At 53.1% G+C, this 16182-nt stretch carries 14 protein-coding genes; 3 read left to right on the forward strand and 11 right to left on the reverse strand.

Features of this window, described 5'->3' with window-relative positions; translation table 11 throughout:
- Window positions 1-27 precede the first annotated feature (27 nt).
- Window positions 28-1341 carry an MFS transporter gene (locus tag SPIRS_RS18530; RefSeq protein WP_013256218.1) on the forward strand — a complete coding sequence of 438 codons (1314 nt, stop codon included), beginning with the start codon at window positions 28-30 and terminating at the stop codon, window positions 1339-1341.
- Window positions 1342-1412: 71 nt separating this feature from the next.
- Here the strand turns inward: SPIRS_RS18530 and SPIRS_RS18535 are convergent, their stop codons facing one another.
- The 9 genes from SPIRS_RS18535 to SPIRS_RS18575 all read right to left on the reverse strand — a co-directional run bounded on the left by SPIRS_RS18535 (window position 1413) and on the right by SPIRS_RS18575 (window position 11306).
- Window positions 1413-2129 (reverse strand): SPOR domain-containing protein, encoded by a 717-nt coding sequence (locus SPIRS_RS18535; RefSeq protein WP_013256219.1) that lies wholly within the window; start codon window positions 2127-2129, stop codon window positions 1413-1415.
- 17 nt (window positions 2130-2146) lie between these two features.
- The gene (coaE, locus tag SPIRS_RS18540; protein WP_013256220.1) at window positions 2147-2734 is read right to left on the reverse strand and encodes a dephospho-CoA kinase; all 588 of its coding nucleotides are present in this window, start codon (window positions 2732-2734) and stop codon (window positions 2147-2149) included.
- Complete coding sequence (gene polA / locus SPIRS_RS18545) at window positions 2734-5469, reverse strand: DNA polymerase I (RefSeq protein ID WP_013256221.1); 2736 nt, start codon at window positions 5467-5469, stop codon at window positions 2734-2736. Before polA ends, coaE begins: the two co-directional genes overlap by 1 nt.
- Window positions 5466-5918, reverse strand: a complete 453-nt coding sequence (locus SPIRS_RS18550) for a hypothetical protein (protein WP_013256222.1) — start codon at window positions 5916-5918, stop codon at window positions 5466-5468. The genes polA and SPIRS_RS18550 overlap by 4 nt, the downstream gene beginning before the upstream one ends.
- A gap of 28 nt (window positions 5919-5946) precedes the next feature.
- Window positions 5947-6375, reverse strand: a complete 429-nt coding sequence (gene fliS / locus SPIRS_RS18555) for a flagellar export chaperone FliS (RefSeq protein WP_013256223.1) — start codon at window positions 6373-6375, stop codon at window positions 5947-5949.
- Between the two features lie 121 nt (window positions 6376-6496).
- Window positions 6497-8824, reverse strand: a complete 2328-nt coding sequence (locus tag SPIRS_RS18560; RefSeq protein ID WP_049784707.1) for a polysaccharide deacetylase family protein — start codon at window positions 8822-8824, stop codon at window positions 6497-6499.
- Window positions 8793-9062: a zinc-ribbon domain-containing protein gene (locus SPIRS_RS22440; RefSeq protein ID WP_013256226.1), complete on the reverse strand. Its 270-nt coding sequence runs from the start codon at window positions 9060-9062 to the stop codon at window positions 8793-8795. The genes SPIRS_RS18560 and SPIRS_RS22440 overlap by 32 nt, the downstream gene beginning before the upstream one ends.
- Before the next feature lie 154 nt (window positions 9063-9216).
- Complete coding sequence (locus SPIRS_RS18570) at window positions 9217-10014, reverse strand: MBL fold metallo-hydrolase (RefSeq protein ID WP_013256227.1); 798 nt, start codon at window positions 10012-10014, stop codon at window positions 9217-9219.
- Window positions 10014-11306, reverse strand: a complete 1293-nt coding sequence (locus tag SPIRS_RS18575) for an aminotransferase-like domain-containing protein (RefSeq protein ID WP_013256228.1) — start codon at window positions 11304-11306, stop codon at window positions 10014-10016. Before SPIRS_RS18575 ends, SPIRS_RS18570 begins: the two co-directional genes overlap by 1 nt.
- A gap of 146 nt (window positions 11307-11452) precedes the next feature.
- Between SPIRS_RS18575 and pdxS the strand changes: the two genes are divergently transcribed.
- A complete protein-coding gene (pdxS, locus tag SPIRS_RS18580; RefSeq protein ID WP_013256229.1) occupies window positions 11453-12322 on the forward strand; it encodes a pyridoxal 5'-phosphate synthase lyase subunit PdxS in 870 nt (289 codons plus the stop codon).
- Window positions 12319-13011: a pyridoxal 5'-phosphate synthase glutaminase subunit PdxT gene (pdxT, locus tag SPIRS_RS18585; RefSeq protein ID WP_013256230.1), complete on the forward strand. Its 693-nt coding sequence runs from the start codon at window positions 12319-12321 to the stop codon at window positions 13009-13011. The genes pdxS and pdxT overlap by 4 nt, the downstream gene beginning before the upstream one ends.
- On the opposite strand, the gene SPIRS_RS18590 is transcribed toward pdxT, so the two are convergent.
- Complete coding sequence (locus SPIRS_RS18590) at window positions 12926-14248, reverse strand: PhoH family protein (RefSeq protein ID WP_013256231.1); 1323 nt, start codon at window positions 14246-14248, stop codon at window positions 12926-12928. The genes pdxT and SPIRS_RS18590 overlap by 86 nt on opposite strands.
- 180 nt (window positions 14249-14428) lie before the next feature.
- Window positions 14429-16180, reverse strand: a complete 1752-nt coding sequence (locus tag SPIRS_RS18595; RefSeq protein ID WP_013256232.1) for an NADH-dependent [FeFe] hydrogenase, group A6 — start codon at window positions 16178-16180, stop codon at window positions 14429-14431.
- Window positions 16181-16182: the final 2 nt, after the last annotated feature.

Raw genomic sequence — 16182 nt, forward strand, 5'->3', positions numbered from 1 at the left:
AATACACCCAAAAGGCAAGGAGCGATGATGAAGAAAAAAGAGGGAATGAGACAGTACTACGGTATAACTTTTTTGATCGGCCTTGGTTTCTTTACCATGGGACTTATGGATCCGCTGTACGATACCTATGTTCCAATGTTCCTATCCAACTTTATCTCCATGGACAGCATCGTCGGCACCGTCATGGGACTCGACAACCTTTTCGCTCTCTTGCTTATCCCCATTGTTTCGGCCCTCTCGGATAGAACGCGGACCCCTATTGGAAGAAGAATGCCATATATCATTGTCACGCTTCCTGCAACGGCGCTCTTTTTCGGTCTCCTCCCCTACTCCGCTCTTACCAGTTTGGTGGCGCTGATTCTGGCCATCTTTTTCCTCAACCTTTTCAAACAAGCCGCTCGGGGGCCGGTGGTGGCCCTTATGCCGGATATGATTCCCGGTGAATATCGCTCCGAGGCAAACGGTGTTATTAATACCATGGGGGGAATTGCGGCCATCGTCGGCACCGTTGGACTGGCAAAGCTCTACGATCTGAACGTTACGCTTCCCTTGTTCGGAGCAACGATACGGTCAGGCGGAGCAGGGAGCTACATAGGAACCCTTCCCTTTCTGCTTTCCGCCCTTTTGGTTCTTCTTGCGGTCCTTCTGCTTTTCCTTTTTGTCAAGGAAAAGCAGGTTGCCCAGGAACACGAGCAGGAAGAGAAGGTCCCGATATGGAAAAGCTTGCACATGATCATCGGGACACAAGATAAGAGTGCCCTTTTCATCCTTGTCAGCCTTCTGCTCTGGTTTATCGGCTACCAGGGGGTGCTTCCCTGGATCGGCATCTATTCCCGTGAATTCCTCGGTCTAAAGCCGGGGACAGCGGCCCTTTCTGCCGGGATGGTGGGAATCGCCTATGCTATCTTCGCCATTCCCTCGGGGATTCTGGCTCATCGAATAGGCAGGAAACGAGCAATACGGGGATCCCTCTTCTCCCTCACCCTCGTTACGGTCTTACTTTTTTTGCACCATCCCCTGGCGTCCGGAATTCTCGGCTTAACAGGCATGCCGCTGGTACTCAGTTTCTGGCTGCTGCTTTTCCTTTTCGGGATCTTTTGGGTCACAGTGGTTACCAACAGCTTTCCGATGCTCTGGCAGATGGCGTCATACGGAACCATGGGAATATACACCGGGCTCTATTATTTTTTCTCGCAATCCGCCGGTATCATCGCACCGGGATTTTCCGGTGCGATGAGGGACCTCTTTGGAGATCGCAGCATGTTTCTTACCGCTTCCTGCTGCATGTTTGCCGCTTTTCTTGTAATGGGGCTGGTACGAAAGGGTGAGGCGGAAGAGTAGCCGTCCGTACACGAAAAAGGGCTGCCTTTTGCCTGGCAGCCCCATTTAACGGTATGATGCATGATATCATGCTATTCGGTGACGGTTTTTGTGACCCGGACCTGGCTGATGTAGCTTTCCTTAAAAGGTTCCACATCCTTAACCCAGCGCAGAAATTTTTCCGCTTCTTCCTTCCCGGCATAGGGGCCTAGGCGAAGACGATAATACTCTCTGCCGTCGACCTCCTTTGTGGTAAGACGCCCGGTAAACCCCTTATCTGCAAGAAGCTTGTTCGCTTCCTCGGCCCCGCTTCTGCTTTGGAACGATCCCGCCTGGATCCAATACTCCAAGACCGATACGGTACGCCGAACCGGTGTCGGTGTCCGGGGCGGCTCACTTCGAGGGGCAGTGGAAGGAGGAGTAGAAACCGATTCACTCTGCCGTTTGGGAGCGGGAGTAAGTACTGGTTCGGGGCTTTTGCCCGTCCCGGCATCAACAGAAACTGTCGATGAGTCCTTTTCTCCATACACAATGACAAACTCATCACTGCCGTCTCCGGCCTTCTCATCGCCGGAGGCCCCAGAGGACGCCTCTTCCAAACCAGGATACTCGGAGTCATCACTTCGTACCCATTCAATCGGATCCTTTATCGGGCCAGCCGCCGAAGAGGTCGCTTCGGCAGAACCGTCGCCTGCGGCAACGGGAACATCATTCCCCTTTGGGAAAAACCAGATAAATCCGGTCCCTACCAACACCAGGAGAAAGAGCGTCACCGAAAAAAGTATCCACACTATCTTCTTTTGTTCCATCGTTATTCCTGCCTGCTTCATCCCTTCAACAAATTCGCCTCGATTCGAAGGACTTTTTTCCGCAAATACCGTATCGAACCGACATTGTATATAGTATAAGTATCGACATCTTTTCTCAGTCGTTTAGCATCAATACTTTTTTGAGCGGAAAAGCGTTGAAGAATTCGCTGCGGGGGGAGCGCATCCCGCAGCAGAGCCCGAAAGAAGCGGAGCGGCATCGGAGCGGCAACAAACAGGACCGCGCCACAGAGCTTATCCAAACCCATCTTTTCAAGAATGGCAGCATTGACGATCACCTTCCCCCCGATCCCGACGTCGTCGATTCGCCGCCGGACCTCACGTACCATCTCAGGGTGCACGATAGCCTCCAGCCGGGCCAGGGCCTCATCATCACCGAAAACCCGTGCGCCCAGACGACGTCGATCGATGCCGCCCTTTCCATCTCCGACATCAGAACCAAAGGCCGCAATAACATCCGCGGCCCTGGCCGTAAGGGCACCGTGGCCAAGATCATCTACATCGATGACAATCCAGCCCCTTTCGGCAAGCAGTGAGGCAACAAGATCCTTTCCAGCGCAATAGCGGCCGGTGAGACCAAGGACCATCAATGGAGATCTCCCCAGCTCCCACCTCGCTCAATACTTACCCGCAAAGGAACCGAGAGCTTCACCGCCGACTCCATCTCCTCTTTCAGCAGCCCCTCCATACGGTCGGCCTCATCAAAGGGAACCTCGAACAGCAGCTCATCATGGATCTGCAGGACCATCTTGCTTTTCAGTTCCTCAGAGGCCATTCGCCTACTAACGGCGAGCATGGCCAGCTTCACGATATCGGCGGCAGTGCCCTGAATCGGCGTGTTGACGGCAATGCGCTCGGCCCCCGCCTTCTCCGTCTTGTTTCTACTGTTAATGGCGGGGATGGAACGCTCTCTGCCGAGAAGGGTTTTGCTTACCCCGCTCTGCTCTGTCTCCTGCACCACCTTTCTCATGAAGCTCTGGATCCTGAAATAACGGCGAAAATAGGCGGAGATAAAGGAATCGGCCCTGCTTCGGGATATTCCCAATTCACGGCTCAGCCGAAAGGCGGACATGCCGTACATCACACCAAAATTAATGGTCTTGGCAATCCGCCGCTGCTCAGAGCTGACATCCGCTTCTGACACATCGAAAATCAGGGAGGCTGTACGGCGGTGAACATCCCCTCCGCTGCGAAAGGCCTGGGAAAGCTCAGGGTCTTCGGACAAATGGGCAAGAACCACCAGCTCGATCTGACTGTAGTCAGCGGAGATAAAAAGATTCCCTTCGGCAGGAACAAAGGCAGAGCGGATCCTTCGGCCGTCCTCATCCCGGATGGGGATATTCTGGAGATTGGGATCCTTACTGGAAAGACGCCCGGTAGCGGTCCCGGTCTGGATCAGCTGGGTATGAATCCTGCCAGTTTCCGGGTTAACCAGTTTGGGCAGGGCGTCGACATAGGTTGATTTGAGTTTTGCCAGGCTGCGATGACGAAGGACCAGCAAGGGCACAACGTCTTCCCTGGCAAGCTCCTCCAGCACGGAGATATCGGTCGAATAACCGGTTTTGGTTTTCTTTATCGGGGTGAGCTTCCGCTCCTCGAAGAGAACCTGCTGAAGCTGCTTTGTCGAGTTGATATTGAAGCTGTGGCCGCAGGCCTGCCAGATATCATCCTCGATCGTTCCAAGATCCTTTTCAAGTTCCCGGCCATATGCCTCCAGGCGGTCGGAAAGCAGGGTAATGCCGGCACACTCCATCTCCGCAAGGATGGGCACAAGGGGCATCTCAAGCTCGAAAAAAAGCTTTTCGAGGCCCCGTTCCTTCAGTTGGCGACGAAAAAGTTCATAGAAGCGAAAGGTGATGTCGGCATCCTCGGCTGCATAGCGGGTTGCCGTCTCCACGGAGATATCCTGGAACAGCCCATCCTTCGGTACCACATCCTTAAAAGAGATGGTCTTATAGCCCAAGAGCGAAGCGGCAAGGGGATCCATGCCATAGCTGTTGGCCGTGGTATCGAGCAGCCATGCGGCGACCATGGTATCGAAGGCAAGGTTCTTCGTGACCACTCCCCAGCGACGCAAGACCTTGTAATCGTATTTGAAGTTATGCCCGATAATGCGGACCGAAGGGCTTGAAGTGAGGCGCACAAGGCGTTCACGCACGGCATCATCGTCGAATTTTCGCTGCCCCTCCGCAATAAGTGGCAGATAAGCAGCCTGTTTCGGGCTAACGGCCAATGAAAAGCCGACAGGATTGGCCAGCATGGCATCCAGGCTGTCGGTTTCTATATCAAGGGCACAAGCACCCGCCGATATAGCCTTTTCAATCCATCGATCAAGACCTTCAAGATCATCGATCTGCTCATAACGCCCCTCTCCGAGAAGCTCATCGGGAACGGAGGAAGCCTCGGCACGTTTTTCACGCTGCCGGGAAAGCTGCTTTTCGCTTATCTTAGCCCCTTTTGCTTGCTCGGCAAGGGCTTTGGCACCGTAACGCAACAGAAGAGGGACTGCAGCTTCGCGGTTAAGATCCCCCACCGGAGTAGGAGCCTCAGGAGGAAGGGACACATCTTTTTTCAGGATGATAAGGGAGCGGCTGAGAAAGGCATCCTCCCGGGAGGCCTCGAGCTTTGCCCGCTCTCCCGTACTGCATGCATTGAGGTTTGCATACACCCCGTCGAGATCACCGAATTTCGTTAAAAGCTTGGAAGCGGTCTTGGGACCGATCCCTTTGACCCCAGGAACATTATCGGCCTGATCGCCGGTAAGGGAAAGATAATCGACGATCTGATCAGCCTCGACACCCCACTGATCGAAGACATCGTCCCTACCGATGAGCTGATAGCCTCCCTTTTCGGGACGCAGCATACGGATCTCTCCCCCGAGAAGCTGCAAAAGATCCTTGTCGCCGGTCACAATGACACAGGGACGATCCTTTTTCCTGCACCGTTCGGCCATGGTGGCGATGATATCGTCGGCCTCTACACCATCTTTTCGCAAGACGGTCATTCCCATGACACCGAGGATTTCCTCGATCATCGGGACCTGGGCGTGTAATTCCTCGGGAGCCTTTTCCCTATTGGCCTTATACTCGGGATACATCTCATGCCGAAAGGTAGGAACCCTTGAGTCGAGCACGACGGCGAGCGCGCCGGGGCGGTATTCATCAAGGATTGAAAAAAGGGTTCGGAAAAATCCGAAAAGGGCCGAAACATTCGTCCCGTCGGGCGCACTGAGATGCCTCCCCATGAAGGCAAAATAGGAACGGTAAATAATACTATAGCCGTCAAGCAGATAGAGTGTGGTTGTTTCTTCCGATCTTTTCATCCGGTCATGTCGAAGCGGCTCGGTTCGTCTACCCGGGGAAACGCAGGAGGTCTGAACGGCATGGCATGGAGAGAAGCAATTCTGCGGGAAAGTACCTTCATTTCCGTTTCCATCGACTGCCTGAGCGTGGATTGAAGGTCCAAAACGACATCCTTCTCCCTGATAAATTCGGCATCGAAAGCGGAAATAGTATCCTTTTGCCCCTGATTCGGCTCTAAGGAACTTCGCAACGGTACGATGACCCCTTGAAGCCCGTTTAAACGATCCAGAAGCTCCTGCTCCATCTTAAGATATTGGTTCATGCTCTCGCCGAACCCGTTTGTATTGATGCTTCGGTTCATGAGGTTAAGCAACTCCCTGTAGTGCGCCATGGCCTTGCGGCGGGCTGCAAGATGTGTATGCAACCGCCTGTAGATAGCGTTTCTGTCTCCGGTAAGGGAACGAGCCATCTTTCCCTCCCTCTTGTATGTGATTGTGCTAGCCTGCGATATTGATTCCGCCGGAGGAACTGCCTTCCGACTTGGATGCCTTCCCCGAGATGATTTGGTCCCACGCTTCCCGAAGTTCGGAGAGCTGGTTTTTCACCACCGACAGCTTATCGCTGTTTTTCTCAAGGTTTGCTTCCATCATCTGACGATTGAAAAAGGTGTAGAGGCTAAAAAGCCCCGTTGCTATCTCACCGCCCTGATCAAAATCAAGGGAAACCATCAATTCGGTTACCATATCCTGGGCTCGGAGAATCGCGGCATTGATTGCATCGTATTTTTTACTTTCCGCTCCGAGAAGTTTAACCGCGTATTCCAGCTGTTTGATCGCCTCATCATAGAGCATGATGATCAGCTTTCCACCGCCGGCGGTTTTGATGCTCGTCGTTTTGTAGGCGTTTACTCCATTATACCGGTTCACGCTTTCCTCCCCTCCCGTTTCGGGTTCTCTTTACACATATCGTCAGAGGATCCGAAAAGCTTAAGGAAAAAATGAGATCTGTCTATAACTTTTCCCAGGACCTGCACGGCCATACTATATGTCATCTGGCGTGCTCCATCAAGGTGGTAACGGGAACGATGGAATATCCTTCCCGAATGAGTCCGTTTATCAAAAGATCGAGATACTGAAACAGGTAATCGCCCCGGCCTTCTTCGAGCTCTCCAAGACGGATGGGGATGATCGATCCGGGCTGCTTCAGCTGCATGATTCGTTCGACAATATCCCTGCTTGCAAGATAAAAGCTATCTCCGTCACATTCGGTTTCAGGTACCCAATCCAGAGGATCGACATCTCTTCCCACATAACGGTAGTTCATAGCCTTTCCGGCCGAAATGATATTGGTGCTGACAAAGTAGTAGGGTGCATGCCACAAAAGCGAGAGTTCTTTCCCCGTGGCGTCGAAAAAATCATCCTCGTTACGGGCAAGTCCCCGTTTGATAAAGTCAACATCGACCTTGAACCGGGCATCAGTCATGTTGAAATAGACATAAAACAGACTACCGATCTCGTGGCGGGAGGATGCCAGCTCTTTTACCGCACCCGGATTGCGGCGAATAAACTCTCCGTTGACAAAGAAGGTCGCACGAAGAGCATAGTCGTCGAGGACCTGCAACACCTCGGTCAGCCCTTCGGGACTATCGATGGCATTGAAAACAAGGGCGACCTCCCGACGTCTGATACGTGATCCGTGAGTAAAGCTTTCGCCGACCAGGGGCTCATCGACATCGGGAAAGGGAACATAACGTTTTTCAGGTTCCGGAAAGAGCCGTTTCGTTCCGTAGCCGGCGACGCTGCGCACCATGACAATGTTGCGATAGCTGCTGCCGTTCACCGATTCGATATAAACCCTAAAAGCCGTTCCTGCGGTGGAGGGGTCGACCAAGGTAGATCGTTCCTTCAGTTCTTCCCAAGCAGTGGAATCTTCCGAGCCGGTAAGGCGAAAATAACGACCTCCTACAATATTCTCTTCCTCCCCGGCTTCGGTAAAACCGTATTCCCCCGCCTGACTCAGGGCGATAATGCGGCGCTCTCCTTTATCAAGGCCGACCAACTCGGTATACCGTTTACCGGCAATAAGCAGCTCCTTATCGCTGGGCCATAATACATGCATCGGATCGGGATGGGTAAAGGCAGAAACACTCTTCCAGCTATCATACGCCTTCAGATCGACCCCGTCACCTCGCACCACCGCGACAAGCTCCTCGTTGGGAGAAAGCTCTATATCGGAAACACCGCTGCCCGGTATCTGCTGAAAGCTGAGGGCGTCACTCTCAACGGTAAGATCGATCCGAAAAAGACCGCTCTTCTTACCGCCGTCTTCAAAACTACCGGTCAACACCGTAATGATATTGCCGGAAGACCAGAGGATCTGCTTCACTCTTGTATTGCGGGGAAGCAGAAGATAGGGCAAGGATTTGATGCCGCCTTCCGCCAGATAATCATCGGCCTGAAGATAATAGAGGAAAAGGCTGCGGCCTCCCCGATTGTACAGGAGTTTGTTTCCGTCCGGACTCACCACAAAGGCATCAAAATTCGGATCAAAGACAAAAGGAACCTTTCCCACGATGGTTCCGATATCAAGCATCCCCCCGTAAATCGATCTGGCAAAGAATTCCGAACCAAGGATACGGTAGACAAGATTTCTTCTGATATAAAAAAGCTCGTTCTGCTTCGACCACACCACACTGGAGATACCACCGGGGCCTATCTTTCGATACGATTCGTCGATAACCCGGTCACCGGCCTTCTGCTCCATGGAAAAATAGTAAACATCTCCACCCTTTTGGTAGACGAAGAACTCGGAATTCCCCGCCCAGAGCGCCGGGGGATCATTATAACTAATCTCCACCGATGAAGAGACCTGAAAGAGTTCCTCACTTTCCACTTCATAGAGATAGAGATCCGCGTAGGCATCACCCGTCGGCTCAAGGTAAACAAGAAACCGACCGTCGGGAGAAGAGGATATCTGCAAAAGCTTACCGCTTTCGATATCGGCCCCGGAACCGAAACTGGGAAAGGCCCCCACCGTTTCAAGTCCTTTCAGCTCCGACCCGCTTCGAAACACCCCAAAGCGGTTACGAATCTGTATCCGCTCCCCCCTGTCGAGCAAGGCAACCTGCTCGGGAAAAAACGAGAGCTGACTGATCGTTCCCGTGGAAAGATCACTTGCAAGCAGGGTATCGAAAGAACCATACACAGGGCTTTCGGTACGAGCGGAAAAGAGCAGTTGATCATCCTTGGAAAGGCGAAGCCCTGAAAAGTCGACTTCCGCAGCCAGGGAAGAGGCACAAAACCCCATTATCAGCAGAAACAGTACCGTTCTTCTCATATCGATATTATTGTCGGCATGAAGGAATCGCCAGTTCAATAATTTGTTCCAATTCCCGATCAAGTTCTTCAAGTCGCAAGCGGGCCACCTCCAATCGACGCTCATAGCCGCGGAGTGCCACCTTCTCAAGGCGCAGAAAGGAGTTCTCCACAACCTCCTCGAAGCTGAGCGATTCAAACCGGGGCGGATCAACAATTTCGATGCCGCACCCCGGACAGATCCGCTCCCCACGTTCCAGAACATGCCCGCAATGAGGGCAGAAAGATACCGGTTCCATTACCTACAGTATACCCTTACCCATGGACGGATGCAACTCAAGAAGGGAAGAGGAATGGTCATTGTTTGAGCCAGAGAAAGATAACGAAATGAGTTTCGTATATTTATCCTGAACACATCGGTGAAGGCGCTGCCGGATAATACCAGGCCTGCACTCAGCCGAATCCATTGTGTATATCCACCCGAAATGAGAGCCCGTCCCAGGCCGGTTCCACCCCGGTCGGGAGCATCCTTCGAATATCCTCATGATCGACATCATGGGTAAGGTGGGTAAACCACGCCTTTTCGGCCCCGATCTTCCGTACCGCCTCAAGGGCCTGGCCGAAGGAAAAATGGGTGGGATGGGGTTCCGGTCTGAGGGCGTCGATAACCACGAAACGGATCCCCTCAAGCAGTTCATAGCTATATTCGGGAATGATATTGCAATCGGTAAGATAGGCAAAGGGGCCGATTCTGTAACCGAATACGGGAAGGGAGCCGTGGAGCAACGGTATGGGAATCACTTCAAGGGAACCGATGGTGATATGATCTTCCGGCCCAATGGGCTTGAGCAGAACCTTGGGTTTGCCGCCCCCCTCCTGGCCTGAGGAAAAGATATAGGAAAAACGGCGGCGTATCTCGTCCATGGTTTCGGCCGACCCGTACAGGGGGATGGGGCCGTTAAAGCTTAAAGGGCGCAGATCGTCCAAGCCGTGAAGGTGGTCTGCATGGGCATGGGTATAGAAAACCGCATCGATGTGGGCAATTCCCTCCCGCAGTGCCTGGAGGCGAAACTCGGGAGCGGTATCAAAAAGAATGACCTCGTCTTCCGCCCCGCGGACCAGGGCACTGGCCCGGCTGCGATGGTTTTTCGGATTCTTTGAACGGCAGACAGGGCAGATACAAGCGATGACCGGCACGCCGTGGCTGGTCCCGGATCCAAGAATGGTAACGGTACATGATGATTGCTTCATCAGAAAATTCCCTTCGGCCCGTCGTTGCCCAAGGCGTCGAAGACGCCGCCAAGATATTTGAGTCCGGCCACAAAGCGCTCTTCAGACATTCCCATGAAGGAGAGTCGGAACCGGTAGCGGGAAGCAGGATCAAACGAAAAGTTCTCGCCCCCGGCCCAGGGAGCCGAGGGAAGCGAGGGATCTATGGTACTGGTGACCCAGATGTTGTATCCCAGACGGCCGGCGGTGAAGGAGAGGAAGGGGTAACGGGCCAGAAGTATTTCAAGGCGTCTCCTCCGATCTTCACAAATCTTTCGGTTGATCAGGATACTCTCTTTTAGGGTTCCCGATTCAACGAGAGAAGCGACCAGATGCTGCATAAAACTGCTTGTTCCGATATCCGCGGTAAATTTACTGAACAAAAGGTCTTCCCTCAGTGTCCCCGGAGCAACAAGAATGCCGATCCGAATTCCAGGTGCAGTCACCTTGGACAAGCTTTTTATGTAGATGGTCCGCTCGGGAATCAAATCGAGAAAACGCATAGGCGGATCATCAAAAAACGAAGGCAGGAATTCGGAAAGATAGTCGTCTTCGATGATGAGGAACCCGTATGTGGTGGCAAGTTCGGCAATCCGCTTCATAACTTCCGGGGTATAACTGATTCCCGTCGGGTTATGTATTTGCGGCATGGCATAGAAAGCCTCGATTCCCTCCCTTGCATGTTTCTCCAGAAGATCGAGGTCGGGACCATTCTCAAGGAGGGGAACAAAGCGTTTCGGCCTGAAAAGATTGACGGCTCCCGAGTAGGTGGGATCTTCGAAGAGAACAACCTCCGAAAGCGAGTCGGAAAAAAGCTTGCCGGCAAGATCAAGCCCCTGCTGGGCACCGGAGATAACTACCGTCCTATCCCGCGGTGTGCGGTAAAAGGAGGAGAGGGCATCGAGACAGCGTGAGTTACCACCAGGCGGGGCTGCGGCAAATAGAGACACACCAACCTCCGCAAAAAGCTCGCCCGTCAATCTCCTGACAGCATCCAGAGGAAAAAGGTCCTCGCCGATAGACGCAACCTGAAAGGGAAAGAGCCCGCGTTCGGATTCGATTCGGCGAGGGTATTTGACAAAGGAGCCCCTGCCGACACTGTTTTCTATATACCCTTCGGCCTTGAGGCGATCATATGCCTTTTTGGCCGTCAACTTGTTACACCCCCATCTCTCGGCACACTCGCGAATAGAAGGGAGCTGATCCCCGGGAGCATAGCGCCCCTCTTCGATGGCCTGCCGCAATGATTGAACCATAGTTTCGATAAGAGACATAAACACCTCTTGACAAAATAGTACAATGATATGATTGTACTATAAGAGAAAAGAATGTATTAGAGACGGTACATAATCGTCCGCCCCGGAGCCCGTTCTTTAGTCTACCGGCTCCGAAGCATGTTGTCCACGAGAAGGAGGCAAAGATGGACAGGTCACGAGAAAAGATCAACAAGGGTTTCGCCGAAATGTTCAAGAACGGCGTCATCATGGATGTAACAACCCCAGATCAGGCAAAGCTCGCCGAAGATGCCGGAGCCTGTGCGGTCATGGCACTTGAACGGGTGCCCGCCGATATCAGAAAGGCGGGGGGCGTGGCACGGATGAGCGATCCGGCCATGATCCGTTCGATCATGGAAGCGGTGAGCATCCCTGTGATGGCAAAATGCAGGATAGGTCACATCACCGAGGCACGTATCCTGGAGGCGCTGGAGATAGACTTTATCGACGAGAGCGAGGTGCTGACGCCCGCGGATGAAGAACGCCACATAGACAAGAAGCTTTTCAAGGTTCCCTTTGTCTGCGGTGCAAGAAACCTTGGTGAGGCACTTCGGCGTATCAATGAAGGGGCAAGCATGATCAGAACCAAGGGCGAAGCGGGTACCGGCAACATCGTCGAAGCGGTTCGCCACACCAGAACGATTGCAGGCGAGATCGCCGGCCTGCAGGGGCTCGACGAGGAAGGTCTTAAGCGGAAAGCTGCCGAATACCGGGTACCCATAGAACTTGTAGAACAGACGGCCACATTGAAAAGAGTTCCGCTAGTCAACTTTGCCGCCGGCGGGGTTGCAACACCGGCTGATGCAGCCCTCATGATGGAGCTGGGCAGCGATGGTGTCTTTGTCGGGTCCGGCATCTTTACCAGCGAACATCCGGAAAAGATGGCGGCGGCGATTGTGGAAGCGGTTATTCACTACCAGGACCCGAAACGCCTGGCCGACATCTCATCCGGCTTGGGGGCCGCCATGAAGGGGCTTGAGATAGCCACGCTCCAGACGGTTATGGCGGGAAGATGAGTAAAAATAGACCTGTTGTCGGCATCCTCACCTTTCAGGGAGCCGTACAGGAGCACATTGCCCCCCTTGCCCAGGTGGGTGCCGAGTATAGGCTGGTGCGCCTTCCCGAAGAACTCGAGGGGCTTGATGCACTGATCATCCCGGGTGGTGAAAGCACCGTTATACATCGCTTCCTCCACCGTTACGGAATGATCGCTCCAATGAGAGCCTTTGCGCAAAAAGGACACAGGATCTGGGGGATTTGTGCGGGAGCGATTGTCCTGGCGACGAATGTCGACGGAGAGGCGGGAAAAGGTGCATCACTATTGGAGATCCAGGTACGAAGGAACGACTACGGCAGGCAGCTGGCCAGCGGTGCTAACCTGGTCTTCTCCCCGGAATTTCTCCCCACAGAAGGGGCGATGATGCCCTTCATACGGGCCCCCCGATTCGCAGCATCCCAAAGCAGGGAGGCGAAGGCCATAGCAACACGAGAAAACGGCGAACCCGTCGGTTTTATCGGCGGCAGCCAGGAGAACATCCTTGCCACCGCCTTCCATCCGGAACTTACCGACGTAAGGAGTTTCCACGCCTGGGTCGCCGGAGCGACTCTGTCGCGGGATATTAAAGCAACTCGGCGGCAAGCTCGGCAAGGGGACTTCTCTCGGTATGCTCCAGAAGAACCTGCCCGTAGATGCGCTGCCCCTTGAAGGCCTCGACAAGGTAGGTCAGTCCGTTGGAACTTGCATCAAGGTAGGGGCTGTCGATCTGATAGGGATCACCGGTCAAAACGACCTTGGTGCCCTCCCCTGCCCTGCTGACAATGGTCTTTATCTCGTGGGGAGAAAGGTTCTGGGCCTCATCGATGATGATGAACTGGTTCGGAAGGCTTCTCCCCCGAATATAGGTGATGGCCTCGATCTCCACCATGTTGCTTGAGATGATGGCATCGACACTTTTGAGATTGGGGCGTTTATGGACCGAGAGAATAAACTCGAGGTTATCGAAGAGAGGCTGCATCCAGTGGGAGAGTTTCTCTTCCTTTGCTCCGGGAAGATAGCCGATATCCTTGCCGAGGGGAACGATGGGACGACTTATCAGCATCCTGCCGTAGGCCGAATCATCAAAAACCTTTTTAAGCCCTGCGGCAATGGCAAGGAGGGTCTTTCCGGTTCCCGCCTTTCCCACAAGGGTTACGAGTTTCACCGTATCGTCGAGAAGTAACTCAAGGGCCATTCTCTGTTCCATATTAAGGGGATGGATTCCGCTGATCGCGCCAGGCAGTTCGGACACCAGATCAAGCCCCCCGTCCCGGCCGTTGTAGCGACCTAAAAGGGGTTCGTCATGCTCCTTATCTTCCAGAACAACAAATTCGTTTGGGTTGAGGGGATCTTTCCAGTTGAGAAATTCCTCCTGGGAAAAAAACTGATAGCTGTCAGAGCCGATATTCGCTCCCCGATAGCCAGAATAGAGTTCGGCGAAATTGACCTTTTGCTTTTCATAGTCGACGGCCTTCAGCCCGAGGGCGGAGGCCTTGACCCGGGCATTTATATCCTTCGAGACAAAAAACACCCTTCTGCCGTCCCTGTTTTGTATGGTCAGCGCCGTGAGAATAATCTTGTTGTCGGGTCTGCTTCGATCCAGACCTATTTCGATATCGTCATCATAGTGAAGGGCCACCCGCAAAATCGACCCATTCTCCATCTTGGAACCGCTGGTCGGATCCCCATGCTTGGTGATTGAATCGAGAAAACGGATTGCATGCCTGGCGTTCCGTCCTCGTTCGTCGCTGTAGGTCTTGAGCTTGTCCAATTCTTCGAGAACCCAGAGGGGTACGACGATTTCGCTGTCTCGGAAACTCAGGATCGCATCATACTTGTGGATGAAGACGTTGGTATCGATAATAAAGACCTTACGATCATTGCTGTTTCTGTCATCTCCTGCCATGGAGTCCTCCTTGGATGCTTTCTTCCTCCATTGTAGTAGTGGTACGGGCAAAATGTCCAATGAGAAATTGGTAGTGTTTGCTAGTGTTCCGAATCCTGGTGATACTATGCCTGCACATAGAAAAGGGAGCCGAGAAACCCCGGCCCCCTATATTCAAATGGGTAAAATGAAGAGCTGATACTATTTGCGGTAGAGTGGTCTCGGCGTATAGCCGGTATGAAGCAACTCGTGGCTCTTGTGGCCCAAAGGTTCACCAAGGAACTCTTTGTAGATCTGAGAGATCTCAGGGTTTTCATGGCTACAGCGAACAGCAGAGTTAACATCGTCCTTGTAGAGCCCTGCAATTCTCTTTTTTCGGACCTCGTCGGTAGTACCGTAAGGCTGACCACCGCCGGAGATACAACCGCCTCGACACGCCATTACCTCGATAAAATGATAAGGGGGCTCTTCGCCCTTTTCACGGGCATCCCGGACCTCATCGAGGATCTGGCTCACATTGGCCATACCATGGGCAATTGCAACCTTTACCTTTTTGCCGTCGATATCGACCTCTCCCTTTCTCACACCTTCGACACCGCGGACCTCGTTAACCTCAACCTTTTCCAGCTCCTTGCCGGTAATAAGTTTATGAGCGGTACGTAGCGCAGCCTCCATAACACCTCCGGTAACACCAAAGATGGTACCTGCACCGGAGTATGCACCGATGGGGCTATCCGCCTTCTCGTCCTTCAGGCTTGCAAAATCGATCCCCATCGCCTTGATGAGACGTGCAAGTTCTCTCGTGGTCAGAACAACATCGACATCCTGATAACCCGAGCTGTACATCTTTTCACAGCGGGTAATCTCATATTTTTTCGCGGTACAGGGCATGATGGCGGCAGAGTAGATATTTGCCGGATCGATCTTCTTTTTCTCGGCATAGTAGGTCTTGGTGATTGCACCCTGCATCATCATGGGACTCTTTGCCGTTGAAAAGTTGGGAATCATATCCGGGTAGTACTTTTCCATGAAGTCCGTCCATGCAGGACAACAGCTGGTGATCTGCGGAATCGCACCGGTTCCCTTGGTGAGCCGCTGAACCAGCTCGCTTCCCTCTTCCATGATGGTAAGGTCGGCGGAAAAATTGGTATCGAATACCGCATCTATCCCCAGCTTGCGCAGTGCAGCATAGATCTTTCCCGTGCTGATCTCCCCAGGTTCCATACCGAAGGCCTCTCCAAGGGCGACCCTAACTGCGGGAGCAATCTGGACGGCAACATGTTTTTCGGGATCTCTGATGGCAGCAAGCAGTTTTCCGGTTTCATCCTTTTCGAAGATGGCTCCAACCGGACAGTGGGCCGAACACTGACCACACTTGATACAGGGGCTGTCGTTCAAGGTATCATCGGCAGAGGGTGCAATTCTTACATTCTCACCACGTCCGATAAACTCGAGGGCCCATACACCCTGCATAACCTGACACACATTGGCACAGCGGCCGCAGTTTACGCACTTTTCCGGGTTGAACACGATCGACGGAGTCGATGTGTCGGGTTCGATCTCACGTATCCGCTGTTCAAAGGGCTGCTCACGGATACCGAAATCCGCTGCAAGCTTCTGAAGTTCGCAATTCCCGTTCCGTCCGCATTTAAGGCAGTCGTTGGGATGAGTCGAAAGAATCAATTCAATGACGGTACGTCTGATCTCATGGAGTTCTGGATCATGGGTGATGATGCCCATCCCTTCAGAAACAGGGGTGGCGCAGGCCCTAACCATTTTGGGGCTGTTCTCCAACTTTACAACACAAATACCACAGGCGGCCCAGGGGGGAAGGTCGGGATGATAGCAAAGAACGGGAATCTTTACATTCACCTGCTCTGCTGCCTTGAGAATGGTCGTTCCTTCGGGAACCTGGACCGATTCGCCGTTGATTCGTATATTGACGGTTTTCACCG

Origin of the sequence: Sediminispirochaeta smaragdinae DSM 11293, from assembly GCF_000143985.1 — a bacterium.
GTDB classification, from domain to species: Bacteria; Spirochaetota; Spirochaetia; order DSM-16054; family Sediminispirochaetaceae; genus Sediminispirochaeta; species Sediminispirochaeta smaragdinae.